The following is a 25,700-nucleotide window of genomic DNA, read 5'->3' on the forward strand; positions in this document are numbered from 1 at the left end:
AAAAATCGTTAACTGAGCTGCAGCGCTACATCACGTTTGTGTTGCAAACGGCGGGTCAGCATTGCAAGTGTCACGGCCAATGCACCGCACAAGCTGTTAACCAGCGCCATCGGCAACGCCGTGCCATCGTGAAGCACACCCACAAGCGCGGCCGCCGCCGCTACGCTTAACTGCAGGCAACCTAGCAATGCCGACGCGCTGCCCGCACTTGCCCATTGCCCGTTCATGGCGCAGGCTGAGGCATTGGGGGCGATGGAGCACAGGCAGGCAATGCAGATAAACAAGGGCACTAACAGGGGCCAGAGCTGTTCGGTGCGTAGACTTGCAATCGCCAACAATGCCAGTGCAGCAGCGAGGTACATCCAGATAACCCGCGACAGCAGGAACGTAGGCCCCTGTTTGCCCACCAACCTGGCATTGAGCTGCGAGACCAGGATGAAGCCCGCCGCATTGGTCCCGAACAGCCAGCCATAGTGCTCAGGCGGCACCTCGTACAGCTTGATGAACACGAACGGCGAACCGGCGATGTAAGAAAACATCCCGGCCATGGCGGTCCCGCCAGTGAGCGCTTGCCCGAGAAAAATACGATCGCCCAACAAGCGCCGGTATTGCGTCAGTGCGCCAGATAAAGGCAGGCGCGGATGAGTGGCGGGCATGCTTTCCGGCAGGCCCACGGCCAACGAAGCCAGTGCACTGAACGCTGTTAAGCTGATGAAGATTGACTGCCACCTATAGAGGTTGACCAGCAAGCCGCCGAGCATGGGCGCCAGAATCGGCGCCAAGCCCATCACCAGCATCAATTGCGAGAACACCTTGGCCGACTGAACGGCATCGCACTTGTCGCTGACAATGGCTCGGGCAATTACCATCCCTACACAGCCGCCCAGCGCCTGAACGAAGCGCGCGCCGATTAGCCATTCCCGATTCGGCGCGAAAGCACAGGCCAGCGATGCCAGGGTGAACAGCGAAGTCCCGAACAGCAGCGGGATACGTCGGCCGAAGCGATCCGCCACCGGTCCGTAAGCCAGTTGGCCAATGGACAAGCCCAGAAAATATGACGCCAGGGTCAACTGGACATGCTTCTCGTCAGTGCCAAACGCCAGGGCAATGGCCGGGAAGCCAGGCAGATAAAAGTCGACGGCCAAAGGGCCGAAGGCGCTCAAGGCACCGAGAATAAGGTAAGGATCGCGCGCAGGTTTATCAGGCATCCAGACGATATTTAGAGCAGTTGGGTAGCCGTCGGCAACGGGCATCAAGACGCTAGTTCAAGTCGAGACCTTCCTCGAGTATGGATTTCTGTACGGCTTCACGGCTCTTCACGCGCTCGTACCAGGTCTGCAGATGATGAAGACCGTCAAGATGAAGTGGCGTGTCCTCGTAGGACTTCAGCCAAGGTGCCTTAGCCCAACCAGTCACCGCAAACAGGTACGAGTCAGCGACCGTGAATGTGTCACCCATAAGAAACTGTTTGTCTGAGAGGTGCTTATTAATCCAAGCGTAGCGTTTCTCCAACTTCGGTCTTGCAATCTCGATGTAAACTCCTGCCGGAGCAGCATAAAAAAGCGGAATAAAGCCCTTATGAATTTCCGTTGAAAGGAAGGCGAGCATCTCCTGAAGTTTATATCTTTCAAATGTTCCGTTGGCTGGAGCAAGGCCTATTTAGGGATTCTGGTCAGCAAGATATTGGATGATTACAACACCCTCTGAAAGCATTTCACCATTATCAAGCTCAAGCGCAGGGATTTAGCCGTGCGGGTTGACCTTGTAAAGGTTATTTCCTTGTTCTGTTACATGATCTTTGAGGTCGACTTTGATGAGTTCGGCTTTGAGTCCATGTTCGTTTGCAACGATGTGAGGCGACAGGGAGCAGGCGCCAGGCTTATAGTAGAGCTTCATTCTTTGAAGCTCCATGGACTTAAGTGTCGTGCTTTAAAATGTGAAGCCTACGATAGTCCCTTGTAAGCGACTCGCTCGTTACGTCTTAGCGAGATATGGTCGAGTTACCCATGTGCCATTTTCCGCACAGCCAGAGACAGCGAATCACCAAGAATCCGCCACAAAGCGGCAAGACGCCGACAATAGGCGCCTTCACTGCAGTAAATTAACTCGACATGAAGGCTGTCGATCACGCCGATATAAGCATCCTGAAACATCGATATTTCGGTCGCCGATAGGGCTGGATACGTGTTCTCAAGGCTCGCGCCAAAGAGTTCACGCAGGCGATCAAGATAGGATTCAAAGCCAGTCGTGACCGATGCCTTTAGCTCCAAAGGCGGAAAAAATGCCGTGCGCAGCAGGAAACGCAGGGCAGCGGAAGACTCGTACCGGTTTGAAAGACTGTCTGTGTACAGCTTGCCGGGCTGCTCATTATTTGCCGGGACGTTTGCAAATATCTCTTCGATATAGAGCCTCTCCGTCACCAACGCCAGATTCAGCGCAGCGTCGAACAGATCATCCTTGCTTTTGAAGTGCGCGTATAACGAAGGCTTGCGCATACCTGCCACGACAGCGATTTCATTGAGCGAAGATGCGTCGTATCCCCGCTCAGCGAAATGCACCAAGGCGATGTCACAGATTCTGCTTGCCGAAGGGCTCAGCACTTTCATCGGAGTAACCTTTTAATCAGTGATTTAACACGGTGATGTGCTCGGCCCGGCCTTCGCGCACACTGACCCAGGTCAGCGCACCCACCAGAACGGCGCAGACTATCAGGAATGCGCACCAGGCAATGGCGCCATGGCTGCTCGCCCAGCCGGTCAACGGTGTGGCGAAGGCCGAGATGCCAAGCTGAAAAGCGCCCAGCAATGCAGCAGTGGAACCTAGCGCAGTGGTTTGCGAAGACATCACAAGGGTCATCAATGTAGTTTCTGCCATCCCCAGTCCAAGCAGGGCTACCGCGACACCGGCGGCCAGCCAATACAAACCGGAACCAGATACCGCTGCACCGTAGGCGATCAAAGAACCTGCAAAGATGCAACAAGCCCCAGCTGTTGCAATGCGGGCCAAACCGTATTTGCCCACCAGTCTGGTAGCCACGACGGCCCCGATAAGAATCGCTATGCCGGTTGCGCCAAAGAGCGTACCAAACTGGGCAGCAGGCAACCCGTATTCCTTCTGATAAACAAATGTAGCGCCGCCTACATAGGCAAAAAGAAAGAAGAATACGGCTGACAGCGCTAAGGCGGGCCGTAGAAAACGACAGTCTTTTGCGATCCGCGCATAGGTGCCAATCGCCCGTTTCATATTCAGTGGCTCGCGCTTTGGCACGGGTAGTGTTTCAGGCAAAACAGCCAGCGAGTTCACCGCCACCAGCGCACCAAGAACAGCCAGCACCAGCATGACGGCCCGCCATCCGAAATGCGCTTCAATATAACCACCCACCCCCGGGGCGATGATGGGAGCAACACCTTGAATGGTCAGCAGCAGGCCAAAAAGTTTTGCCGCCTGAACGCCCTGAGTGACGTCACGCACCATGCTCATGATGACTACCAACGTCAAAGCACTGCCTATCCCTTGGGCAAATCGTGCCACAAGTAGCCACTCAAGGGTTGGTGCCGCGCCTGCAGAAAGCGCACTCAAGCTGAACAGCAACAAACCCGCCATCAGTGGACGTCGTCGGCCTAAGGCGTCGACAACCGGCCCGAACAGTAATTGCCCAAGCCCCATTGCCAACAGAAAGACCGTGAGCGTTAGCTGAATGCTGGCAACACTGGTCGAATAATCGACCGCCATTTCGGGCAGGCTTGGCAAATACATATCGACGGCTGAGGGGCCCAGTGCGGCGATGGCGCCCAAGGCGATGGCAAACTTCAATGAAGGATTGCCGGAAAGACTCTTTTCCATAACAAACTCATAATTAGCTTCCTACCGGAAGGTAGGAAGACTCGACGAGGTTAACGAGAATACGTAGGGAAGGTCAAGTCGTTATTGTTTCGGTGGTCAGCCAGCGTCGGCCAGCGCGTCGCCTAGAGCGGGGGAGGCGCAGGTAAGCGCATTAGGCTTCGGTTCAAAGTGTTTTTTGAAGGAGCGGCTTGAGGGTAGTCTGTGAGACTCCATTTGTGAGCGATGGAGATAGTCGACTCCGTGCGCAGAAACAGGTTGGCCAAATCAGTCGTGCCACGGCTGGCCCACATGCCAACAGGATACTTAGCAACTTTGTGGGCGGAATCAGGGTTCAAATCGAACCCTGTGTGAGCGAGGCTTGCCTGCGAACTAGGCTCCTTGGTATGTCAGGCAGACCTCTTCCTCACGCGCGCGGGCAAGCCTTGCTCCAACCGATGTACTCCGATACTTCTTACAAGCTAAACCTCGAAACCATGTTGTTCAGGTCAACCGCCAGGCGGGTCAACTCGCCGCTGGCGGCACTGGTCTGGGCGGCGCCGTTGGAAGATTGCGTCGACAGGTCGCGGATGTTGACCAGGTTGCGGTCCACTTCACGGGCGACTGCGGCCTGTTCTTCCGCAGCGGCAGCGATGACCAGGTTACGCTCGTTGATCTCGATTACTGCGGTGTTGATTGTTTCCAGCGCCAAGCCTGCGCCTTTCGCGATGTTCAGGGTAGATTCAGCACGATCGGTGCTGTTACGCATTGAACCGACCGCTTTTTCGGTGCCGCCTTGAATGCTGCCAACCATGCGTTCAATTTCGCTGGTGGACTGTTGGGTGCGATGGGCCAAGGCGCGCACTTCATCGGCAACTACCGCAAAGCCGCGACCGGCTTCACCGGCCCGGGCCGCTTCGATGGCTGCGTTCAGCGCCAGCAGGTTGGTCTGATCCGCCAAGCCACGAATCACGTCCAGAACCTTGCCGATGTCGCGGGATTCTTCAGCAAGATTGCCGATCAGATCAGCCGTGCTTTGCACATCGCCGCTCATGCGTTCAATAGCGTTGACGGTTTCCTGAACCAGATCCCGGCCATCGCCAGCTGATGCCGTCGCGTTTTTTGATGCCTCGGAAGTGCTGACTGCGTTACGCGCCACTTCTTCGACGGCGCTGGTCATTTCGTTGACTGCCGTTGCGGCTTGCTCTATTTCGTTGTCCTGCTGCGCCAGACCACGGGCGCTTTCATCGGTTACTGCGTTCAACTCCTCGGCAGCGGAAGCCAGCTGTGTTGCGGAGCCGGAAATACGCATCAAGGTATCGCGTAGTTTTTCCTGCATTTTTTGCATGGCGAGCAGCAACCGACCTGCTTCGTCAGTGCCATCGACCTTTATCGGTCGGGTCAGATTTCCTTCGGCGATGGCTTCAGCAGCTTCAAGTGCCAACGCTATCGGTTGGGTGATGCTCTTGGTCAGCAGCCAGGCAAACAGCATGGTCAGCAGCGAGGCAATAATAAGCAAGCCGACAACCAGGTTGAACGCAGAGCTGTAATCGTCAGCAGAGGATTGATTGATGATAGCCAGTTGGGCGTTATTGAAGTCAGTAAGCTTGCTCAACGCCACATTTATCTGTTCAGAGTTGGCCGCAGACTCGGCGCTCAGCACAAGCGTCAGCTCTTGCAGATTGCCGGCCCGACTGAGGGTGACAAGGCGCGTTTCGATCTTCCGATAGTCATCCATCAGCCGCATATAGTCGTTGTAGTCGGACTGCTCTTCAGGCGATGAAATCAGTTTGGCGTATGCGGCCTGCAACTTGTTAAGTTGTTGGTTTTGCTCCGCAAGTAATTCGATGGTTCTGTTCTGAGCATTCGGTTCCCGATCAGTCAACAGCCGATACGACAACACCCGCATGCGGACGCCCGTCACCGTGAGAGCATTCAGGGTCTGAAAGCTTGGGACGCCAACTTTCGCGACGTCATCGCCTGCTGCACGGATCTTGCTCATCTGCGACAGAGCGAAGAGGCCGAGAATCAGCATGAGCGCGCCTATCAGGGAAAACCCAAGAAATGCGCGCGGAGCAATATTCATTGTTCTTATTGTCATGGTCTTCCTAAAGCGTGGAATGTGCTCCCAGCGAGCAGCGGCGAATAGTCCAACGCATAGACTATTATCGGTAAATTGATCTCACACTTGAGCGAAAAAGCGGTGTGTCTTGAATCAAAACAGATATAGCTCACTCACAAACTTTTTATATAGAAGTTAGGTTGGGAATAGGTGACTCGATCGCAAAACACTCCAACCCAAACGACCCGGATGGGATCTCGTCATTTGGGTAGATACACGTCACCAAGGTCAACTATTTCCCACACACAAATCAGCGTCGAAGGCTGAGGCAGCTGGGTACAAGCAGCTGTTCAGATTGGCACTCAAGGGTAGGGCATGTTCGGTTCGATGCCAGCGAACACAGCGCCGGCGCCGTCATAAGTCGCTTCGCCGAGGAAAGCATGCTGGGTTACTACCATGGAGTCGCGTACGATCCATTGCAGACGATTGTCATTGAAAATGGCTGCAGTCCCAGCCAACCTATAAGCCTTCATGACTACGTCCGCGCCGGTATGAGCTGCATGGGTGGCGCTAAGGCGCAATAAGTTTGCCTGCTGCAGGGTCACCGGATTACCGGCCAAAAGCGAGGCCCATACAGCTTCTGCAGTTTCGTAGAAAAACGCCTGGGCACTGCGCAGCATCGCCTCCGCCTTACCCAGTTCGCTGCGGTAATAAGCCCGATCACCCAAGCGTGGGGCGCCGGTGACCGTCTTGTTACTGCCCGACATTGCGATTACCAAGTCCAGTGCTGCGCGCGCCAGCCCAAGGTTAACGGCGGCGTGGACTTGCGCTTGATAGGCCACAGATGGGTAATGATAGAGGGGTTCATCAATGGTGGCAGCGCTACCACGCACGAATGTCCACTGGCGCTCGACGGTCTTTTTGTGCAGTTTCAGGTCATGGCTACCCGTCCCTTGCATGCCGACAACATTCCAATTATCGACGATCTGCACTTCCTCAGCCGGAAACACTGCGGTCAGCGGTTTGCCTGCCGTCGGTCCTCCACCGTTGGCCGATGTGCCACCGATGCCTACACCAATCCAGTTGGCACCTTTGCACCCACTAGCAAACCGCCAGTGCCCGCTGACTTCCCAGCCATTTTCAGTCTCTTTGGCGGGTTGTAGAGGGTAAAGGCCGCCAGCATAGACCTGGTCTGGCCCTTTGGCATAGATCAACGCCTGGGTTGCCGGGGGGAGTGCCGCCAGATAGATATTGGCTGAGCCGAACGCGGTCACCCAACCGACCGAACCGTCGGCTTCGGAGACACGCTCGACGATGCGGAGAAACTCGGCTGGAGCCAGTGCATCGCCGCCAAAACATTTGGGAGTACTGGCGCGGAAGATACCGACTGCTTTCATTTTTTCGATCATGTCTAAAGGGACATGGGAGCGTTGATTAAACTCGCTACGACGCTCGGCAATCTCCGAAATCACATCATCCAGGGTAATCGCTTTGATGCTGATTGGAGCGCCTTTAGGTGTGTCACGATCATCAAAATTATTCTTGCTGTTCATGTTTATTGTTCTCTGTCTAGGGGGGGATTACATGCACGTTCAGGATGCGTGGGCCGACCAGAAAAAATCAAATTCGGAATATGAATAAGCTTAATAATCGGTGGGAATTAACTGTCGCGCCACGCTCCTTTAGCGGGGAGGGTGCTGGTTATTCCTGCTGTCAATAGTCCGTATGAGTAAAGCGAATTTGACCGGATGAGTCATCCGTCTCAACATAGACCCACTACATCAATAATTACAAGGTGAAAGTAATGGGTTGCGATCAATCAAAACAACATTTTCGGCAAGCGCTGTCATTGTTGTCTGCGGCGGTGAATATCATTACTACCGATGGTCCTCATGGTCGCTTCGGATTAACTGCGAGTGCGGTCTGTTCCGTCACTGATACGCCCCCAACATTGTTGGTTTGCATCAACCGTAGCAGTTCAATTCATGAGGCCTTACTGAGCAACAGGGCGTTGTGCGTAAATATACTGACCGGTGATCTGGAGGGGGTTGCGCGACAGTTTGCTGGTATGACCGATTTGCCGCCTGCGGAGCGCTTTACGGGTCAGGACTGGCGTACTGGTTCCTCTGGCGTACCTGTATTGAACGACGCGCTCGCAAGCCTTGAAGGGACCATTGTAGATATCAAGGAAGTCGGATCGCACTCGGTGTTGTTTGTCGAAATCAACCAAATAGAGGTGCGTGAAGATGGAGAGAGCCTGGTTTATTTTGGGAGAAACTTTCACCGTCTGGGTCGGACTGCAGCCGTCAACGCGCAGACTTCGGCGTCCTGAATCATTGCACCCCTGAAACGACCGAGGCCTTGGTAGACCTTTAGCTATCAGGGTGCGTTACAAAGCTTGTAGAAGCCTGACCAAAAGCTGCACGTCGAATGTCATTGCAGTTCTCCAGTTCGCTGGTGACATGGTTTATACATAGGGCCCGACGCATCATTTGATATGAGCTCCAGTATGGCTGCCGGAGGCAAACAGACTAATGATCAACCCGCGCAGCCAGGTTATCCCGGCATCTGATAGGAACCGGCGATGGTAATAAAGTCCCACCGAGATGGATGGCAATTCGATGGGCAGACTCAGCAGCCGATAGCGCTGGTCGCGGTTTAGCTGAATGGCAATCGCACGCGGGAGAATCAATGCCAGATCAGTGTTGGCAACGATTTTCGGGGCAATGGTGAAGTTAGGTACTTTCAGAGCGATTTCGCGCGCAATGCCGGCTTTTCCGAATGCAGCATCGGCGGTCAGGCCATGGCCGGTAATGTTACTCGACACGTCAACATAGCGCAGGGCGAGAATGTCTTGAATGCCCAATTCATCTTGCCGAAAAGGATGGTCCTTGCGCAGCAGGCAAATGAACTCGTCGTCTAGCAGGTTTTCATAAATGCACTCTTCACCAGGTTCCACCAAATAGCCCACGGCAATGTCTACATCACTTTTGCGCAATGCCATGGCCAGTTGCTCGATAGGCATTTGAAGCACATCCACGCGTACGTTCGGCGCCTCGCGCGATAACACCTCCATCATCGTCGGCAGCACGTAGAGTTGTGACATATCCGACATCGAGATACGAAAGGTGCGATCCGCTGTTTTTGGTTCGAAGTTTGAATACATCATCAATGCGCTCTGAATAATAGTCAGCGCATGCTCGACTGGGCCATGCAGGCGAATAGCTGCGTCAGTCGGCTCCATCGACGTCGCAGTTCGTACGAACAGCGGGTCGTCAAAAACATCACGTAGTCGGCGCAGTGCGTGACTGACGGCGGGCTGGCTGAGGTGTAGGCGCTCCGCGGCGATTGTCAGGCTCCGGTGTTCCCAAATAGCCACAAAAGTCCTGAGAAGATTCAGATCGATCGTGGCCATGTTGATGTGAGTCATATGCTCTACCCCACCTAATGAAGCGCAGCAGGCATGATATCTGCGTGGCCTCGAACGCAGACATGCCCGCGCAACGGGCTAATAATAAATCTCTCTGGCGCCTGAGTGGCGACTCACCGGTCATGTGACGGCGAAAGCCAATCGCCTCGCCGTCTAACTGACCGAAGCCCATAAGCGAACGCTTATCGCCAGATCCAGAGGCGTAAAGCCTCTGATGTTTTTGCATGGCTTAGTGCGAATTTATTCGCCAGAAGTCTTACGCGTGATGCTGGAGAAGACGCCGTCGCGGTAAATCCAGGCATGGATCAGCGCTGCGCAAAGATGCCCTAACACAAGTAGAAACAGAAGCCAGGCGAAAAGCCCATGTGCGGCCCGAAACCAGGCGTAAAGCACGGAGCTGACTGGAGCAATGGGTGGCAGGTTCCAGCCCGCGAACATGGTGACAGGCCAATTGCCGGCAGAGAGCGTTGCCCAACCGAGCAGTGGCAGGCAGAGCATCAGCAAGTAGAGCAGTAGATGCGAAACATGCGCTGCCATTGCCTGCCAGTACGGTACGCTGGCAGGCAATGGCGGCGTGGCGCTTAAAAGCCTATTGCCTAGACGCAGGAGGGCCAAAAGAAGAATGGCGATTCCCAGAGGCCTATGAAGATCAATGAGCCAGGGGCGCAGGCTCAGAGAAGACATCATGCCGACGCCTATAAATAGCATGGCCAGGATAAGGACAGCCATGAGCCAATGGAGAACCCGTGCCGCAAAATTGAAGTTTCGCACACCGTTGTGCTTCTGCTGGGCATGCATTATTTGACTTCCTTCTTGCCAACCGCGTCAGTGGCTTTACCAAAACCGATTTCTCGTAATCTGGCGTTATAGGACTGGGAATAAATACCCGCACGGGCTGCAAGCACCGGGTCGTCTGAAAGTGCTATTCCTGATGGTACAAGCGTAGGGTCAAAGTTAATGTCACGACATGCCCCATGAGTTTGCTCTACCACTTGGTTGACCTCTAGCGTTCCAGCGATTATCTCCTTACGGTTGCTCGGCCATGGTTGAGAAGGGTCGTTCACCGGATCTCCTGCCTCGGCCAGTTGGAATACCAGATCCCAATACAAGGGCGCTACACCCACACGCTGAGTTATTTCATCAAACAGGAAGTCATGACTGGCTTGCGCATGAGCCTCTTTGCTCAACAGCTCTACAGGTGCATGAGGACGCATGGACCAGCGCACAGGTTGACGTTTTCCATCCGCTGCAATGAGTAGGAAAGCGTTGATGGAATTATATTCAGTTCCTGCAAAACTGGCCGGCCAAGTCGCATTCGCCTCTCGCTCTACAGACTTGCGAGCCTCGGGATATTTTTGAAAAAACGCGGCCACCTTGTCCGGGGCTGGTTGTCCAGTGGCAGCCACCGGTTCAAAGGCTTCGACCTGCGCCAGGAAACCCTCTGCATCTCGAGTCGCGAAGTAGGGTTCGTTGTTGAGCTTCATTCGCCACTGTGACTGATCGTCGCCTATCAGCATAAGTGCCATGCTGACGGTCGCCGTGGAATTGTCCGCCGCATGCGGGTCCACGGTGCCGATTGAAAAACGCCCTACAGCGGGAATGTTGGCCGGTAGAAAAATACGTGATGTCGACAGAGGGACGGCCGCGCCGCTCGCATGAAAAGTCCCGCTGAAACACATGCCCTTACCGTGGGCCCTTCGATAGCCTGCTGGAAAATTATCCAGGGACTCACCCAGAAATTCCTTTGTGGTAATGCCAGTGCCTAAGAATCCTCCTGTCCAGGCAAATGCCAGCACAAGAGCAGTCGCGATACTGAATATGCCTAACAGCGGCAGTCGAAATTTCCATAAACCTTGAAGGCTATTTTTAAGCATAAAATTCTCAGCTACCTGTTGTCAGGCAGCTCTGGATTGAAACTGCCGAATGGGATGGAGCGGAAAGTAAATGGCGCAAGGCAGTAGGTATGTGTAAATCAGAGGATTTCAAACGCCGATACGGCAAAAAATCCCGGTGTGCTCAAGGCATTTGCTTGAGCGGCAACGCCTGCTAAGCCTGCGGCATAGCTGGCGAGGGCTATTCCTCGTTGAAGACACCCAGGACGAAAAGTGCCCGGGTTGCAACAGCTTTTCACGTTTATATGTCGAGAACCAATCGTGGAGATTTTGATCGTGAACAGCATACTAATATCGTATCGTTCGCCGCTTTTTCATCAGCAGTGAGATACACATCGCGGTGGTCTGGTTCACCCTCTAATACGTCACACAGGCACGTTCCACATACACCCTGTTCGCAGGATATTTCGATATCAATACCGACTTCAGCCAGTGCTTGATAAATGGTCTGCCCGGTCACGACATTGACGGTTTTACCGCTGCGCGCCGCTACAACCTCAAAACCCGACCCATTGGTATCAATATCGGCCTGAAAGTATTCGCGATGGATGTGTGCATCAGGGTAACCGAGTTCGAGAGCATTATTAATAGCCCACTCCATGAAACCTCCTGGTCCACATGTATAGATGTGAGCCGTCTTTTGACGACCTCCTAATACGCGTTTGAGGTCAAGCTTGCTTTCAGGTTCATCGTCGAAGTGAAGCTGGACGGCATGGGAAAATCCGGAGCGCTCCAACTCTTCAAGAAACGCACTTCGGTTACGTGAGCGTGCGCAGTAATGCATTTCAAACGCCTTGCCCTCAGCCTCAAGCGCATAGGCCATGGCCAGCATCGGTGTGATGCCAATACCCCCTCCGAGCAGGATTGAATGTTCGGCATTCAAGTCCAGCGGGAAATGGTTACGAGGCAGGCTAATGTTTAGCGTTACGCCTTCTAGCAATTCCTTATGGACTGCAATGGATCCACCCCTGGATTGAGGATCTTTCAAAACCCCAAGGCGATAAATGCCTGCGTCAGCGGGATCGCCGCACAACGAATATTGGCGGATCACACTTGAAGGGAGGTGCACATCAATATGCGCACCGGCTTCAAAGGCCGGCAAATTGCCGCGGTCTGCCCGCGCCAACTCGATGACGACTACATCATCACCTTGCAGCACTCGTTTAAGCACGACTACGTTTAGGAGTTCATTCATCGGGTAATACCTGTACGCACGCGGGAATACAATTCATATTGATGGTTTAAAAAAGCTCGCTAATGTTCATTCAGACTGATCAAAAACACGCATAACACCGGCCTTTAGAGAGGTGTGGGCGAGTAAGCCTTCTTCACCCAATTCATGACCTGCGCCCGAATCCTTCATGCCGCCAAAGGGGAGGCTGAGATCCAGCACATTGTGGTTATTGATCCAGATAGTGCCCGCCTTCACGCCGCCGAAGAAGGACGTGATCCGATCAACGTTTTTGGTCCAGATACTGGCCCCCAAACCAAATGAGGTCGCATTGGCGCGCTGGATAACCTCACGGTCGTCCTTGTAGGAAAACGCTGTTAGCACCGGCCCAAAAATCTCTTTTTGGGAGGTGATGCTGTTGTGTGTAAGGTCGGTCAAAATGGTCGGCTGAATATAGGCACCAGGGCCGTTGATCGTTTCGCCCCCACACAGTAATTCTGCACCGGACTCAAGGCCCTGGTGGATCATGCTCATCACCTTGTCGCGGTGGGCGTGATGAACGAGTGGGCCCATCTGCGAACTTAAATCCAGACCCGGGCCAATTTTTATGGTCCGTGCGATTTCAGCAACTCCCGCAGTGACTTCGGCGTAGTGGCGTTCGTGGACGTACAGCCGGGAACCTGCGCAGCAGTTTTGACCATGATTGCCGAAAATAGCCCAGGCCGCGCCGGGAATGGCAATGTTCAGATCGGCATCTTCAGCGATGACGACCGGTGACTTTCCGCCAAGTTCAAGCGTGTATTTTTTCATCAGGGGCGCGGCTATCGCGGCGATTCGCTTCCCAGTCTCAGTCGAGCCTGTAAAACTTATCTTGTCCACGCCAGGGTGCTCAACAAGCGCCGCACCCACTTCATGGCCCAGGCCGGTAATGACATTGACAACGCCAGGTGGAATACCCGCTTCATTGCAGAGTTCAGCCAGACGCAAGGTAGTGAACGGCGTTTGCTCAGCGGGCTTGAGAACAACAGTGCACCCCGTTGCAAGAACAGGCGCCAATTTCCATACCGCCTGGCAAAGCGGCACGTTCCACGGGGTAATGGCTGCTACAACGCCCAGTGGCGATCGTTTTGTGAAACCAAAGAATTTTTGATCGGGTAGGTAAGGGACGGACAAATCCAGGGTCTTTCCAGAGATTTTGGTAGACCAGCCCGCCATATAACGAAGCGTATAAACCGACAGGTCCACATCGAATGCGCGAGTGTTTCGAATAAGGCGGCCACTGCTGAGCGTCTCGAGTTCAGAAAGCTCTTGAGCATTTTCCGCAATCAAATCAGCGAGCCGCAGCATCAACGCTTCACGTTGATAGGGTTTCATTCTGGACCAGGCGCTGTCTTCGAATGCCTTGCGTGCAGCGGCAACTGCCAGATCGACGTCCAATTTGTCTGCCTGTGCGATTTGACCTAATTCAAGACCGTTACTGGGATCCGCGATAGAAAAGTATTTTTCTGAATGCGGGTCCTTGAACTCACCATTAATGAACAGTTGCGTGCGTTTACCGATCCTGGATTTAGCGCCAGCGGTGAGGTGTTCGTAGTTATTTGCCAGTGTCATGATCGAATGCCCATTGTTATTGTTTCAGGGGCCGCTATCGTACGAGCGGAATAGAAAGGAAATTAATATCCCGCACCGTCAAGATGTGGACAATGACCGCAGAGGTACCTATTGTTGCCCTTGCTGCAACAACGGCGAATCATCCAGGTGGTGCGCCCCATGACTCACTTGCGTGAAGGGCGGATTGGTTTTTGCTGATCGTGCCACCGGTAGTGGGCCACGACTGCACTAAGCTGAGACGATAACGCGGCCGAGTATATCGGGCCTGAATGGAATCCAGATATGTATGGGCTTTGAGGCGAATTAAGAGTGTTGTATAATCCATGGAATTTTTTAGGTAACAAGGAAATTTTCAATGAGGATTGCTAAAAACAGTCAAAAGACTGAAGAGAGGCGTGCGGCTATTTTGGTCGAGGCAAGGATGGTATTTCTCGATTCAGGAAATGCTGGATTCAGCATGAGAAGCGTGGCTAAAAAAATCGATATGTCGCTCAGTCATCTTCAATATTTTTTCCCGACTAAGGATCAACTTTTTTTGGAGATGGTCAGGTATACGGTGAATGACTATCTGAGAAATTATAAACTCATTATGCTGGAGTCATATAACAGTCCCGAACAACAGATGGCTGCTGTATTGGATTATTTATTTAGCGATCTCATGCGGCTGGATGTTACAGCTATCTTCGTCGAACTCTGGGGGATGGCCCTCCGGGATGCAGAGGCTCGCCTTTTTCAGCGTAAACTGTACAGAGTCAATAGGCGAAAATTTTCGACAATCCTTACCAGGGTTTACCCTGATGCATCGCGTGAGACCATCAAACGAGTCGCAACCCAAGTGCTGTTACATATCGATGGTATTATGGTGCTTTACATGGTGGATTGGCCGTCTGCCCAGCATTATGAACGAATCGTTAAAGACGCTAAATCCGTCATATGGAGAATCATGGAAAATATCGCTCAGCAAAAATAGGCTACTCAACTGCCGTCGCAATGGCATTTTTCCGAACCATAAAAATCTTATTGGGATTTCTGCTGCTGCAATCACGAATGCGCCGAATCTGTGCGTTTATCGCCATTGCCAGGTGATGCACCAAATCGCGTGAAAGAGGGGACAGCTTCCTGGATTGGCGCGAAATAATCTGTACTTGGGTTATATTCAACGCGTGGTAATCGATGGGAATAGCTTTTAATGTGCCGTTGCATAACTCATCAATAACAGGAAAGTCACTGAGTATTGTCGAGGCTATGCCGTTGCGCGTGAGGTCTAACATTATCTTCAGTGAATTTGAAGTAATGTAAGGCTGGAAGTGAGCGCTGCTCTCACTTCGCAATTGATCAATAATTCCTCTGATGCGGTACTCAGGGGGCGGCAGCACAATATCTTCGTCCGCCAAATCTTGAAGATTGAGTATCGATCTGCCCGCCAGCGGGTGGTCGGGGTGGACAATGGCTCTCATGGGTTGATCGAAAGAATGGAGCCTATTGATGTTTGCAGTCTTGGTAGGAGAAAACACCAATCCTATGTCTGCTTCGTCTTCAGCGACCATTCGCTCAACTTCGTGAGAGGGCGCAATCAAAAGCTCAGTGTGCGATTGTCGATTAGCTTTGAAGAATTGATAAAGCTCACCGATCGCCTGGGTGCTAAGTAGTCCTTCGCCCACCGCAATGCTTGTTCTATTTAAATAGCCTTCTTTGAGTTGCCCAAGTTTTTTCAGTAGTTGATTGTGATGACCCATACGTTCAACATAATAATCAACTGCAGCCTGACCCGCGGCGGTCAAGCAGATCCTGTGAGTACCTTCTTGTATGAGCTGAATACCGAGATCCGACTCCAGTTTTGCAATCTGGCGACTGATGGAGGAGACGGCGAGCTCCAGCTCTTCGGCCGCCGCGCGCATGGTTCCCAGTCTGGAGCTCAAATATAGATACTTGAAGCGTTGATCTTGAAGCTCAGTTTGGGAATTTATCATGGGTGCCTCGCACGGGTCGCATCATCAGGTTTTTTATTATGCTGACGAATCTAAGCTAGTGAATGCCGGGAAGCAAGACCGCGCGTTAGTATTTTTGGTCAGTGACCTACAATATTCTTATAACCTTTTGATCTAAGAGAGCGCTTCTGTCTGCGTCTAAATTTTCTTTCAAAAACTGAGTCTCAATTCAATGCCAGAGCAGTTGGAGAATTGTCGACGGTGCGCGAAATGGCATCAGGGTGGGAGGGTAATTGATGCACTAACGATGGAGTTGAGTTACATGACGTTTATTGTCAGGTTGGAGGAAGTTGTACTGGCAATAAGTATTCAGTCGTTTCTGTGTCCTGCCCAATCTGAAGATCCCGAACCATACCTCCTATTGACTAAAGTCGGCGACAATTAAAGCGGGCTAAACATGTTCCGTCAATCTGTTCAGGAGGTGAAGCCAGTGATGGCTATTCCAGACTTTGTATAAAAGCAAGGGAGAAGCTATTTTACTTGGAAAATAGCCTCTTCTACGTCGCAGGTTTAACTGTCTATGGAGGGCTTGATTGCTGATCCCTGAATTTCTGGCTTTATTAGCTGCGCTGGCGCTTGAGGTGATACGGTGCGGGATTAACTATGGGTGTGTCACCAGTAACGAGATCTGCTACGAGTTGTCCCGCTGCTGGCGAGGTGCCAAAACCATGGCCTGAAAATCCGGAAGCAAGCGTCAAGCCCGGAATTTTATCTACAGGGGATATCACTGGGAGGCCGTCTGGCGTTACATCGATCATGCCAGCCCATTCGAGCTCTATGATGGCTTTTTTAAAAGCGGGCCAAGCTTCAGTAAGAGTGCGTAATGCAGCCCGATTCAGTCCGTGATTGACAGTTGGGTCTATTGTCCTTCTCTGCTCGAAAGCAGAGGTGCCCTCATTAGAGCCGCGTCGCGACAGGGCCAGTTCTGTCATGAACTCTCGCCCTAGGGAAAGATTCATATTTTTCCATTGAGAACGCAGTGTGGACAAGTAATGATGCCCGATCAGCAAGCTGTCAGGCACGATCGGCACCATGAAAGCTCCCCTGTTCGTAATGATGTATCCGCCGTCCTGATGTTTGCGAAAGGAGATATCTGGAGTTCCTACTGCGACCTCAGTCATTCCCTCTATCGTCAGAGGAGCTGTTCGAAGGACTGAGGCGACTACCGGCAACGTCAAGAGTGGAACACCCAAGGTAGTCAGGAAGCGTCTCGACCACATGCCGCCAGAAAGGATTACGTTATCGCAACGCACTTCCCCTCGCTCGGTTACAACACCGCTTACCTTGCCTGCCGACATGGATAGCGTTCGCACCGCGCAGTTCTCCACGATGATAACGCCTTTTGCAATGGCCGCCCGTGCGATGGCACTGCAGGCAAGAGTAGGCTCTGCTCGGCCATCAGAGGCTGTGTAAATTCCGCCTGCCCAATCGACGGTGCACCCGGGAGAAAGATCAGCGATTTCTCTCCCTGTGACCAGGCGTGAGTCGAGCGAGGCATCAGCGACTGAATCCAACCATTCTTGATGTGAAGCCATTTCTGAGGCTGAACTGGCGGTATACAAAATACCGGTCTGTCTGTAGCCAACATCGGCATTGAGCCGTTGCGCCATGGTGCCCCAAAGTTTTTCTGCAGCGATTGAAAGAGGGAGGTCCGGTTTGGCCCGGCCCATTTTCCGTATCCAACCCAGATTTCGCGAGGATTGTTCGCCAGCAATTCTGCCCTTTTCAAGCACCGTAACGGGTATGCCACGTTCTGCCAGCGACAAAGCTGCAGTGAGTCCGATAATGCCCCCTCCGATCACCACCACTGTCGTGGCGGCAGGAAGAACGACAGAAGTCTGGACGGGAGAGATAGAGGGGGCCAAGTTTCTTATCCTTGATACTGTATTCGTTATCGAAAGTGCGTTGAATCGCTACGTGCTTGGGCAGCTAGGCGTCACGTGATGTTTTGAGTAATCGTGATTTCTTTGATATCGGCCTTTGAAACCCCGCGATAGGCGGTGACTTCAATTTCAACTTTGTATATCTCAGATCCCAGGGGAGGGCTGGTCAGCGTCAGCGTTGGATTAATGCCTCGCATTTTTTCTGCGTAAGTGGCCATCACGATATCTATATCCTTCGCAAACGGTATGAACACGCGCGCGGCAACGATATCGCCTAGCGAAGCGTCAACCGCCGACAGGGCATTTTCTATATTGGCGAGCACCTGAAGGGTCTGTTCAGCCGGGTCTTCGGGCATTTCCTTTGTTACGGGATTGCGGCCGGCGGTATTGGATACAAAAATCAGATCGCCGACGGCGATCAGGCGCGAGTAGCTACCCAGTTCCTCAAACTTGGATCCGGTTTTTACTTTAATCACTTCTTTCATGTGGGTTGTCCGATATTCAAATGAAGCTTCAGATGGCGCGTGGGCCGTGTGGGCCGTGTGGGCCGTGTGGGCTTAACTTAGCGTTGGGGTTTCCCAGAGATTAAGTTTGACGCCAATGCCTTTTTCGCAGGCGTTCCGATAAACCACAGTGCCCCACGCAACGTCTTCTACAGGCATGCCACCGACCGACATGATGATGATTTCATCGTCATTTTTGCGACCAGGTGCTTCACCTACAACAATCTTGCCCAGATCCTCGAGCTGTTCAGGTGACATTTTTCCTTCGTCGATCAGATCCAGGAATTGGATGCCCACCACTGGCACAATGTTGTGCACTGGCTTGGGATTTTCTTCATGCCATGCCTGGTACAGAGAAGGATTGTCCAGAACCTTGCGAATATCGGGTGACTCCATGCCTTCATCAATACTCGTCAAGGCGGGCATGGAAAGAAACGTACCCGGGCTAACCCATTCACGCTTCACCACAGGATAGGCAGAGGCATCACCAATCGCTCCAGAATTACAGAAGGTGACGATGTCACAGTCGCGTACTACTGCTTCGTCGGTGTCAACCACATGAATATTGACAATCTGAGGGAAAGTCTCACTGACCCACGAAGTAAACGCTTCGATATTTTTTTGGCCACGTCCCTTGACTTTAACGGTGTCAATTCCAGGGCATTCGGCAACAAATGCCGACAGCGAGGTTTTCGCCATCACGCCTGGACCCAGAATGCCAACTACCTTCGAATTCTTTCTCGCCAAGTGGCGGGCGCCTACGCCAGGCACGGCGCCTGTTCGATATGCAGAAAGCAGGTTCGCTGACATGATTGCCAGAGGAGCACCGGTATCGGCATCGTTGAGTACGAATAGAAGGATAGAGCGGGGAAGACCCTTCTCTCTATTCGCGATATTGGATCCGTACCATTTCATCCCGGCCGTCCGAAATCGACCACCCAGGTAGGCAGGCATTGCCATGAAGCGTCGATCAGGAGTGGGCTTAGGCATGCCCGGAAAAGGTGAGTCTTCGGGAAATACGACTACCGATCCGTGGGAATTGTTATTGGGACCTGCCATGCGGTAGTCGCCGTGGTACATCAGGGAAAACATTTCTTCCATCGTGTCAACGCAGGCTGCCATATTGGTAACGCCCGCCTGAATCATGTCTGGTTCGGAGAGGTAAATGAAATCAATATTGGGTAGGTTTTGCATAGTCGTTGATGCTCATTTGGAAATACTGCTCTTGCCGCTGAAGCGAACCCTTCTCAGCGGGGACGTGATCTGACCGGTTGCGCTCTAACCTTCGACGCCGTTGTCATTCTGAGTCGAACGGTCCAAATCGCAGGGCCTTCGAATAATCGGGTGAGCCATGACGGTTATGCGCGTTTTTGGCGCTTAACTGCTCCAAATCAGCCTTGGAGCATTCGGCATGAGTTCTGGCGCTCAGGCTAAACGAGGTAACAGACAACGCTTATCCTACAGTTCGATTTTTTGAACTCGATGACATTCGAGGCGACACTTGTTGTGGTAATGACAACGCTGGCTTTAGCAGGCTACAGAGGCTATTCCAGTCAAGCACGGATCAATGTCATTGCCTAAAAGGCAACATGATCCCTGGTTCCTGTGATTGTGGCCCAATTTGTATGTCACTAATTTCCTTGTCTTGTTTTTTGCAAATTAAACAGGAGCCTTTTAATGATTTCCCCAATTTCTGACATTTCCCTGCTGGAAAAACGTTTGCGGGTACTCGAGGCCGAGTCTGCGGTTCGCCATTTGCTGAATCGGTATATGTTTTTATGCGACGTTCCCGGGCCTGAAACACGTGATAGCGAGCTGGGCCAATTGTTCTGCCAAGACGCAGTGTGGCAGGGGGTCGGATCTCGGTATGCCCTTAAGTTTGGCCGTATAGAAGGACGCAAAGCGATAGTGGCGATGCTCATGAGTTACCTGCCGCCGGCTCCCCACTTTCTGTCAAATATGCACTTTCTTTCCGGTGAGCAGATATCTGTCGATGGTTTTCAAGCCAAAGGCCGATGGGTAATGCAGCAACTCAGTCGCTACGAATCTGGCCAATCAGGATCAATTGTTGCCGCCCTCAGCGTGGAATTTCTCTGGGAGGCAGACGCCTGGCGCATCTCCTCGTTTTCAACTGAGCGCGTTGATGCCTTTCGTCTTGAGAATGTCCAGGGTGCGTCACTGTGAGCCCGCTGGTCATTGAAGGTTGCATCGGGGGGCCGGGGCGGACTGTCGCCATCAAGGATTCTTTGGATGTGGCAGGTTGGCCAACACGGTGTGGGAGTCGTGCTTTCGAACACGTCACGCCAGCTCAGGACCATGCAACTGTTGTGAAGGCGCTTCTCGACGATGGTTGGCAAATCATTGGCAAGACTGTACTGCATGAGCTGGCTTTCGGTGTGACAGGTATCAACGAGTGGGCTGGAACTCCCGTTAATCCCCAGGCACCGGATCGGATACCTGGTGGGTCTTCCAGCGGCTCAGCGGTTATCGTCGCTCAGGGAAATGTGGATGTGGCACTGGGTACTGATACAGGAGGTTCGGTGCGAATGCCAGCCGCCTGCTGTGGGGTGTTCGGTCTCAAGCCATCGTTCGGTCGTTTGAGTCGTCACGGTGTGTACCCGGCTTCCAGTTCTCTTGACGTTGTAGGACCCATGGCTCGTGATCTCGAGACGATCGTGGCTGCGATGACTTCAATGGACTCAACTTTCTCGCCGCATAAGCCTCTCGCGCAATTCCGGGTAGGGTTGGTCAATGTTTCTTGCGATCCGGCGATTGAGCAAGCCATACGGGACGAGATGAATCGTCGCGGCTGGGCCTGGGAAGTCGTCACGTTGCCGCTTCTTGATCAGGCATTCGAAGCTGCATTGACCGTCATTAATGCTGAAACGTGGGCTGCTTATGGTCATTACACCGGCCAGGCTTTACTGGGCGCCGATATTGAGGCGAGGTTACTGCGTGCGGCCAACACCGATGCCGTGGCCGTACAAGCTGCACAATCGGTGCGCACGGCATTCAGCGAACAGGTAGACCATTTGCTGGAACGCTTCGATACGCTTGTCCTTCCGAGTTTGCCTCGTCTGCCACCGCTATTGGTTGATGTATGCAAAGGTGAATCGGTGATCGATCTGACCCGCTTCCTCAGGCCGTTCAACTTGAGCGGGCACCCGGCATTGAGTGTGCCAATTCCATATCCGGGTTCCTCCATTAAAACCAGCCTGCAACTCATCGGAGCTAAGGGCGAGGATGCACGTCTGTGTGCCATAGCTGGTGCATTCCTTTGAATAAATCAGCGTTCGTCATCGAGCGCAGCAAGAACGCTGGTCAGGCGGCGCAATTAAAAAGTGACTCAGTTCCTTCTCGGGCGACGAAGGACCTGATCAGGGATGTCACCCAAAAGGTTGCAGCGTTGCAATTTGTACAACAAATGTCGCTTACGGTGTCATCGTTCTCGGGGCGAAGTACTGCAAGGATGCCGTTAGGCCGTACACTCATATGAATCCGGCTACCTGTGATGCGCAATCTACATCGCGCCAAAAATTAGAAGGATACGCTTGAGCCAGAGTCAATCCGGTTGCCTAGGCTAGTGATACACACTTCACATCGATGTCTCGTTGAATAGAAGTCATGAATCGTGCCATAGAAGACAAGTGATTGGTTTGAGCTCCTGCATACCCGCCTTTTGGCAAGATAAGAGTTTGATGAACTTGGCAGCGAGTGAAGACCGGTGTAAAGAATAGCCAGGCTGCGGTTTTCAGGGGCAGCGGGCGGGTATCGCTTGCGCTTGAGGAACGCTCGCGTTGGTCCGCAAGGATGCTGCTGCATCGATTTATTTCCGTTATTCATAAAATAATTAGAGTGGAGAATTGGGATGACAGAGCTAACCGAGCCCCTATCTGCAGAAGTGCCTGCAGGCGGCCAGCAATTAGAAGGTAATCTAAGTGCTTATAAAATCGCGTTATTGGTGATTGCAGCTGCAGGACCGTTAGGGGCAGTTCTCACAGCGGCGCCCATTGCTTTTGAGCACGGTAATGGCGCTGGGCTTGCCGGAGCATTCCTGCTGGCGGGAATTCTGATGATTTTTTTCTCGATAGGCTATGGCGAACTGATACGGGCCATCCCTGGGGCCGGGGCATTTTACAAGTACCTTACGGTGATCTTTGGGCGGGGCGTAGGAGCGGGGGCGGCATGGGTTGCCTTAGCCTCTTATCTGGCGATTACCACGGCGATCGCTGTGGCGTCCGGGTATTACACGAATATGACCATGCAAGGCTTTGGTATTGATATCGGCTGGGCAGCATGGACCGTTTTATACGTGGGGGCGATCTGTTACCTGGGTCGGGCGAATATTGATTTTGCCGCAAAGATCCTGGTGCCTTTGGTGCTTGCAGAGTTCTTTGTGCTTTTTCTACTGGGCATTTCCATATTCCTGGATAAAGGTCTTAACGCCTTCCCGGTTCAAGCCATATCGGTAGACGCAATAATGTTGCCGGGGCTGGGGGTTGGACTCATGGTGGCGCTGGCATCATTCCTCGGTGTCGAGTCCGCCGCGCTTTATGCGATGGAAGCCAGGAAGCCAGCAAAAACCATTCCGCATGCCACTCGTCTGGCGGTCGTGTTGGTAGGCGTCGCCTACTTGATCATTATCTGGTTGATCATCGGTGAGGTTGGGTTTGACGCCATCAAGGACGAGGCAGCGATAGCGAAGGGCGGGTTGGTCATTAATTTGTTCACGACTCGTTTGGGTAGCACGATGGCGACAGTGGTTTCCCTCATGCTGTGCACCAGCAACTTTTGCTGTTTGTTGTCACTGCATAATGCTGCGACTCGGTATGTTCAAGTCTTGGCCAAAGACAGGCACTTGCCGAATGTTCTTTCACATATTCATGAAACGAAAAAATCTCCAGCCAATGCAAGTCTATTGGTGACCGTGCTCGTTGCGCTGACCATTATAGTCTCTTCGTCCCTGGGCTATGACGCTTTTGTGTTTCTGTTTCCCGTGACGGTGGCATTGTCGACGCTTGGATTGATAGGGCTTCAGACATTTGTCACATTGGGGGTCGTCGTTCACTTCAAAAAAGCCAACGATAAACGTTATTTTAAAACGTTACTCAGCCCGCTCATCGCACTGGCTGGGCTGAGCACTGCTGTTTATCTCATCTACGATAATTACGGCATGCTAACGGGCAGTGAATCTGCCTGGGTCAATGGTACTCCATTACTTCTGGTTGTCTTGTTTCTCTACGGGATAATCAAGGGGCGCATCAGGAAAGCTGACTCGTCCGGTGTCAAATGATATAGGCCATGCCTACACCGCCGTTAAGCTAGATCTAGGTGGCTGCCGCTTGTTGTCTTTAAAACAATAAACCTCTCGCGGTCGGCGGTTGATGAGGTGTGGGTGCGGGCTTAAGGTTATTTAAAAATAACTCTCGTCACATTGCGATAGAAAGGTAATTAATTGTGAGCGATTTAATTAACGTTGTCGGGCTTGATATGGAGCCCACAAGCTTGATCAAGCACGACCGCGTGCACACGTCGTTGTACACCGACGCCAAGCTGTTCGACATGGAGCTGGAAAAGATTTTCTACAGTACCTGGGTCTGGGTCGCGCACGTCAGCGAGATCCCGGAGGCGGGCAGCTACAAAAGCACCTACATCGGCAAGCAGCCGGTGATCGTAGTGCGCGACCGCAAGAAACAGGTCCATGTGCACCTCAACCGCTGCCGCCATCGCGGCGCTACGGTATGCGAACACAAGAAGGGCAAGACCAACAGCTTTGTCTGCCCATATCACGGCTGGAGTTACGCGCTGGATGGTTCACTGCGTGGTGTGCCGAGCCCTGAAAGCTACGGTGATTGCCTGGATAAGGGCGAGCTGCCTCTGGTCAGCCTGCGTGTTGAAGAATATGCGGGGATGCTGTTTGCCACTCTCAAGGACGACATCGAACCACTGGTCGACTTCCTCGGGCCTGCCAAGAAATGGATCGACCTGTTCATGAAACAGGGCGCCGGCTACCCGATCAAGGTCCCAGGCGAGCACCGTTTCCGTTTTCCGGGCAACTGGAAAATCCAGTTGGAAAATACCACAGACGCCTACCACTTCCCGCTGGTGCACAAGTCATTCCTGGCATCGGTTGATGAGCAAACCCTTAAACTTTTCGACTTCGTTGAAGGGCCGGGCTACGTCGAAGACCTGGGTAACGGGCACAGCGTAATGGTGATGATCCCCGACTTAGTGGATCTGGAAGCCGATCTTGATAAACCGATCCCCGAGCGTTTTGAGGATCTTGCCGCTCAATTGCGCGAAGACGGCATCGAAGAGCAGCAAGTGCGCCGTATCGTTCGTGCTGTCGGTGGCTCGGGTTTCAATCTCAACCTGTTCCCCAACGTTGCCTGTTCCATGGCGTTTTTCCGCGCGCTGCAACCGATCTCGGTGACAGAGACGGAAATTCATCACTCGGTAATCACCATGGACGGCGGCCCTGCTATCGCCAACCGCTACCGCCTGCGTTTGCATGAGCACTTCCAGGGTCCGATGGGCTTCGGCACTCCTGACGATTCCGAAGCCTGGGAGCGTGTGCAGAAAGGCGCCAGTGCCGGCGAAGACTTGTGGATCATGCTCAACCGTGGCCTGCCGGGCGAGAAACCGACCGAAGACGGGCTGGTTAGCGACGTGAGCGCCGAGACCGGCATGCGCGCTGCATACCAGCAGTGGAAAAAGATGATGACGGCAGAGACTAAGTAAATGAACCTGCAATTACTGAATCAAGTCACAGCTTATATCTGGGCTGAAGGCGACATGCTCGACCACGGTGAGTTCGACACCTGGTTGAGCCTGTGGAGCGAAAAGGGTACGTACATTATCCCGATCAACCCGAAGGAAGAAGACTTCGAAAACACCCTCAACTATGCCTATGACGATCATCACATGCGTCAGTTGCGAATCCAGCGCCTGACCGGAGGTGAATCGATTTCCACCAGCCCGCAGCCGCGAACCGTGCGCACCTTGTCACGCTTTCGGGTGCTGTTTGAAAGTGATGAAAAGGTGACGGTACGTTGCGCGCAAAACCTGCGCGAGTTCCGCAAGGACTCCCTAAAACATTACAGCGCGGACATCGTCTACGAGCTTGAGCGCGTCAGTGACACTTTCAAGATTCAGCGTAAGTTGATCCGGTTGATTAACGCTGACGACGCCCTTGCAGGCATCGGTTATATACTTTGAGCTGATACCGCCCATTGCTTGAGGCGGCAGTACCAGCACGGGGTACGCCGACTATTAAAGCGGTACCTTCTTAAGCACGCCAAACGGAGTGATCGGAAGGTGCCTTCCCGGGAGGCTAGAATA

At 52.8% G+C, this 25,700-nt stretch carries 23 protein-coding genes and 1 pseudogene; 7 read left to right on the forward strand and 17 right to left on the reverse strand.

Annotated elements, in window-relative coordinates:
• Nucleotides 1-8 precede the first annotated feature (8 nt).
• The 8 genes and pseudogenes from BUB69_RS02765 to BUB69_RS02790 all read right to left on the reverse strand — a co-directional run bounded on the left by BUB69_RS02765 (nt 9) and on the right by BUB69_RS02790 (nt 7,434).
• Nucleotides 9-1,208 carry a multidrug effflux MFS transporter gene (locus BUB69_RS02765; RefSeq protein ID WP_073162254.1) on the reverse strand — a complete coding sequence of 400 codons (1,200 nt, stop codon included), beginning with the start codon at nt 1,206-1,208 and terminating at the stop codon, nt 9-11.
• Nucleotides 1,209-1,260: 52 nt separating this feature from the next.
• Complete coding sequence (locus BUB69_RS29055) at nt 1,261-1,608, reverse strand: glutathione binding-like protein (RefSeq protein ID WP_245825248.1); 348 nt, start codon at nt 1,606-1,608, stop codon at nt 1,261-1,263.
• Between the two features lie 135 nt (nt 1,609-1,743).
• Entirely contained in the window at nt 1,744-1,896 is a 153-nt protein-coding gene (locus BUB69_RS29060; protein WP_245825249.1) for a glutathione S-transferase family protein, read from the reverse strand.
• A gap of 104 nt (nt 1,897-2,000) precedes the next feature.
• The gene (locus BUB69_RS02775; protein ID WP_073162172.1) at nt 2,001-2,606 is read right to left on the reverse strand and encodes a TetR/AcrR family transcriptional regulator; all 606 of its coding nucleotides are present in this window, start codon (nt 2,604-2,606) and stop codon (nt 2,001-2,003) included.
• Between the two features lie 16 nt (nt 2,607-2,622).
• On the reverse strand, nt 2,623-3,843 hold the full coding sequence (locus BUB69_RS02780) for a multidrug effflux MFS transporter (RefSeq protein ID WP_073162173.1): 1,221 nt from the start codon (nt 3,841-3,843) through the stop codon (nt 2,623-2,625).
• A gap of 451 nt (nt 3,844-4,294) precedes the next feature.
• Nucleotides 4,295-5,167, reverse strand: a complete 873-nt coding sequence (locus tag BUB69_RS29430) for a methyl-accepting chemotaxis protein (protein WP_425439336.1) — start codon at nt 5,165-5,167, stop codon at nt 4,295-4,297.
• Nucleotides 5,150-5,920 (reverse strand): annotated as a pseudogene (locus BUB69_RS29435) (MCP four helix bundle domain-containing protein); the annotation flags it as partial. The pseudogene BUB69_RS29435 and the gene BUB69_RS29430, both read right to left, overlap by 18 nt.
• 323 nt (nt 5,921-6,243) lie before the next feature.
• Nucleotides 6,244-7,434 (reverse strand): acyl-CoA dehydrogenase family protein, encoded by a 1,191-nt coding sequence (locus BUB69_RS02790; RefSeq protein ID WP_073162175.1) that lies wholly within the window; start codon nt 7,432-7,434, stop codon nt 6,244-6,246.
• A gap of 251 nt (nt 7,435-7,685) precedes the next feature.
• Between BUB69_RS02790 and BUB69_RS02795 the strand changes: the two genes are divergently transcribed.
• Nucleotides 7,686-8,213 carry a flavin reductase gene (locus tag BUB69_RS02795; RefSeq protein ID WP_073162176.1) on the forward strand — a complete coding sequence of 176 codons (528 nt, stop codon included), beginning with the start codon at nt 7,686-7,688 and terminating at the stop codon, nt 8,211-8,213.
• Nucleotides 8,214-8,369: 156 nt separating this feature from the next.
• On the opposite strand, the gene BUB69_RS02800 is transcribed toward BUB69_RS02795, so the two are convergent.
• The 5 genes from BUB69_RS02800 to BUB69_RS02820 form a co-directional block, all read right to left on the reverse strand.
• Entirely contained in the window at nt 8,370-9,311 is a 942-nt protein-coding gene (locus tag BUB69_RS02800) for a LysR family transcriptional regulator (RefSeq protein ID WP_073162177.1), read from the reverse strand.
• A gap of 240 nt (nt 9,312-9,551) precedes the next feature.
• On the reverse strand, nt 9,552-10,109 hold the full coding sequence (locus BUB69_RS02805; protein WP_073162178.1) for a cytochrome b: 558 nt from the start codon (nt 10,107-10,109) through the stop codon (nt 9,552-9,554).
• Nucleotides 10,109-11,185: a catalase family peroxidase gene (locus BUB69_RS02810; protein WP_073162179.1), complete on the reverse strand. Its 1,077-nt coding sequence runs from the start codon at nt 11,183-11,185 to the stop codon at nt 10,109-10,111. The genes BUB69_RS02805 and BUB69_RS02810 overlap by 1 nt, the downstream gene beginning before the upstream one ends.
• A 259-nt stretch (nt 11,186-11,444) precedes the next feature.
• On the reverse strand, nt 11,445-12,398 hold the full coding sequence (locus BUB69_RS02815) for a PDR/VanB family oxidoreductase (RefSeq protein WP_073162180.1): 954 nt from the start codon (nt 12,396-12,398) through the stop codon (nt 11,445-11,447).
• Nucleotides 12,399-12,464: 66 nt separating this feature from the next.
• The gene (locus tag BUB69_RS02820; RefSeq protein WP_073162181.1) at nt 12,465-13,985 is read right to left on the reverse strand and encodes an aldehyde dehydrogenase family protein; all 1,521 of its coding nucleotides are present in this window, start codon (nt 13,983-13,985) and stop codon (nt 12,465-12,467) included.
• A gap of 355 nt (nt 13,986-14,340) precedes the next feature.
• On the opposite strand from BUB69_RS02820, the gene BUB69_RS02825 reads away from it, so the two are divergent.
• Entirely contained in the window at nt 14,341-14,955 is a 615-nt protein-coding gene (locus BUB69_RS02825) for a TetR/AcrR family transcriptional regulator (RefSeq protein ID WP_073162182.1), read from the forward strand.
• A 1-nt stretch (nt 14,956) separates the two neighbouring features.
• Here BUB69_RS02825 and BUB69_RS02830 read toward each other — a convergent pair whose 3' ends face one another.
• The 4 genes from BUB69_RS02830 to BUB69_RS02850 all read right to left on the reverse strand — a co-directional run bounded on the left by BUB69_RS02830 (nt 14,957) and on the right by BUB69_RS02850 (nt 19,553).
• Complete coding sequence (locus tag BUB69_RS02830) at nt 14,957-15,955, reverse strand: LysR family transcriptional regulator (protein ID WP_175561633.1); 999 nt, start codon at nt 15,953-15,955, stop codon at nt 14,957-14,959.
• Between the two features lie 578 nt (nt 15,956-16,533).
• The gene (locus BUB69_RS02840; protein WP_073162184.1) at nt 16,534-17,838 is read right to left on the reverse strand and encodes an NAD(P)/FAD-dependent oxidoreductase; all 1,305 of its coding nucleotides are present in this window, start codon (nt 17,836-17,838) and stop codon (nt 16,534-16,536) included.
• 71 nt (nt 17,839-17,909) lie between these two features.
• Nucleotides 17,910-18,341 (reverse strand): Rid family hydrolase, encoded by a 432-nt coding sequence (locus BUB69_RS02845; protein ID WP_003314942.1) that lies wholly within the window; start codon nt 18,339-18,341, stop codon nt 17,910-17,912.
• Between the two features lie 72 nt (nt 18,342-18,413).
• Entirely contained in the window at nt 18,414-19,553 is a 1,140-nt protein-coding gene (locus BUB69_RS02850) for an ornithine cyclodeaminase family protein (RefSeq protein WP_073162185.1), read from the reverse strand.
• A gap of 483 nt (nt 19,554-20,036) precedes the next feature.
• On the opposite strand from BUB69_RS02850, the gene BUB69_RS02855 reads away from it, so the two are divergent.
• The 5 genes from BUB69_RS02855 (at nt 20,037) to BUB69_RS02875 (ending at nt 25,577) form a co-directional block, all read left to right on the forward strand.
• Entirely contained in the window at nt 20,037-20,543 is a 507-nt protein-coding gene (locus BUB69_RS02855; protein ID WP_073162186.1) for a nuclear transport factor 2 family protein, read from the forward strand.
• The gene (locus tag BUB69_RS02860; RefSeq protein WP_073162187.1) at nt 20,540-21,640 is read left to right on the forward strand and encodes an amidase; all 1,101 of its coding nucleotides are present in this window, start codon (nt 20,540-20,542) and stop codon (nt 21,638-21,640) included. Before BUB69_RS02855 ends, BUB69_RS02860 begins: the two co-directional genes overlap by 4 nt.
• Nucleotides 21,641-22,227: 587 nt before the next feature.
• Nucleotides 22,228-23,652, forward strand: coding sequence for an APC family permease (locus tag BUB69_RS02865; protein WP_073162188.1), 1,425 nt, complete (start codon nt 22,228-22,230; stop codon nt 23,650-23,652).
• A 164-nt stretch (nt 23,653-23,816) separates the two neighbouring features.
• On the forward strand, nt 23,817-25,100 hold the full coding sequence (locus BUB69_RS02870; protein ID WP_073162189.1) for an aromatic ring-hydroxylating oxygenase subunit alpha: 1,284 nt from the start codon (nt 23,817-23,819) through the stop codon (nt 25,098-25,100).
• Nucleotides 25,101-25,577, forward strand: a complete 477-nt coding sequence (locus BUB69_RS02875) for an aromatic-ring-hydroxylating dioxygenase subunit beta (RefSeq protein WP_073162190.1) — start codon at nt 25,101-25,103, stop codon at nt 25,575-25,577.
• The last annotated feature ends 123 nt before the right edge of the window (nt 25,578-25,700 follow it).

Source organism: Pseudomonas asturiensis, assembly GCF_900143095.1.
Classification (GTDB): domain Bacteria; phylum Pseudomonadota; class Gammaproteobacteria; order Pseudomonadales; family Pseudomonadaceae; genus Aquipseudomonas; species Aquipseudomonas asturiensis.

Coding starts and splice junctions, on each gene's coding strand:
- BUB69_RS02765 (WP_073162254.1), bottom strand. CDS start 1,208: ATGCCTGATAAACCTGCGCGCGATCCTTACCTTATTCTCGGTGCCTTG.
- BUB69_RS29055 (WP_245825248.1), bottom strand. CDS start 1,608: ATGCTCGCCTTCCTTTCAACGGAAATTCATAAGGGCTTTATTCCGCTT.
- BUB69_RS29060 (WP_245825249.1), bottom strand. CDS start 1,896: ATGAAGCTCTACTATAAGCCTGGCGCCTGCTCCCTGTCGCCTCACATC.
- BUB69_RS02775 (WP_073162172.1), bottom strand. CDS start 2,606: ATGAAAGTGCTGAGCCCTTCGGCAAGCAGAATCTGTGACATCGCCTTG.
- BUB69_RS02780 (WP_073162173.1), bottom strand. CDS start 3,843: ATGGAAAAGAGTCTTTCCGGCAATCCTTCATTGAAGTTTGCCATCGCC.
- BUB69_RS29430 (WP_425439336.1), bottom strand. CDS start 5,167: ATGCAAAAAATGCAGGAAAAACTACGCGATACCTTGATGCGTATTTCC.
- BUB69_RS02790 (WP_073162175.1), bottom strand. CDS start 7,434: ATGAACAGCAAGAATAATTTTGATGATCGTGACACACCTAAAGGCGCT.
- BUB69_RS02795 (WP_073162176.1), top strand. CDS start 7,686: ATGGGTTGCGATCAATCAAAACAACATTTTCGGCAAGCGCTGTCATTG.
- BUB69_RS02800 (WP_073162177.1), bottom strand. CDS start 9,311: ATGACTCACATCAACATGGCCACGATCGATCTGAATCTTCTCAGGACT.
- BUB69_RS02805 (WP_073162178.1), bottom strand. CDS start 10,109: ATGCATGCCCAGCAGAAGCACAACGGTGTGCGAAACTTCAATTTTGCG.
- BUB69_RS02810 (WP_073162179.1), bottom strand. CDS start 11,185: ATGCTTAAAAATAGCCTTCAAGGTTTATGGAAATTTCGACTGCCGCTG.
- BUB69_RS02815 (WP_073162180.1), bottom strand. CDS start 12,398: ATGAATGAACTCCTAAACGTAGTCGTGCTTAAACGAGTGCTGCAAGGT.
- BUB69_RS02820 (WP_073162181.1), bottom strand. CDS start 13,985: ATGACACTGGCAAATAACTACGAACACCTCACCGCTGGCGCTAAATCC.
- BUB69_RS02825 (WP_073162182.1), top strand. CDS start 14,341: ATGAGGATTGCTAAAAACAGTCAAAAGACTGAAGAGAGGCGTGCGGCT.
- BUB69_RS02830 (WP_175561633.1), bottom strand. CDS start 15,955: ATGATAAATTCCCAAACTGAGCTTCAAGATCAACGCTTCAAGTATCTA.
- BUB69_RS02845 (WP_003314942.1), bottom strand. CDS start 18,341: ATGAAAGAAGTGATTAAAGTAAAAACCGGATCCAAGTTTGAGGAACTG.
- BUB69_RS02850 (WP_073162185.1), bottom strand. CDS start 19,553: ATGCAAAACCTACCCAATATTGATTTCATTTACCTCTCCGAACCAGAC.
- BUB69_RS02855 (WP_073162186.1), top strand. CDS start 20,037: ATGATTTCCCCAATTTCTGACATTTCCCTGCTGGAAAAACGTTTGCGG.
- BUB69_RS02865 (WP_073162188.1), top strand. CDS start 22,228: ATGACAGAGCTAACCGAGCCCCTATCTGCAGAAGTGCCTGCAGGCGGC.
- BUB69_RS02875 (WP_073162190.1), top strand. CDS start 25,101: ATGAACCTGCAATTACTGAATCAAGTCACAGCTTATATCTGGGCTGAA.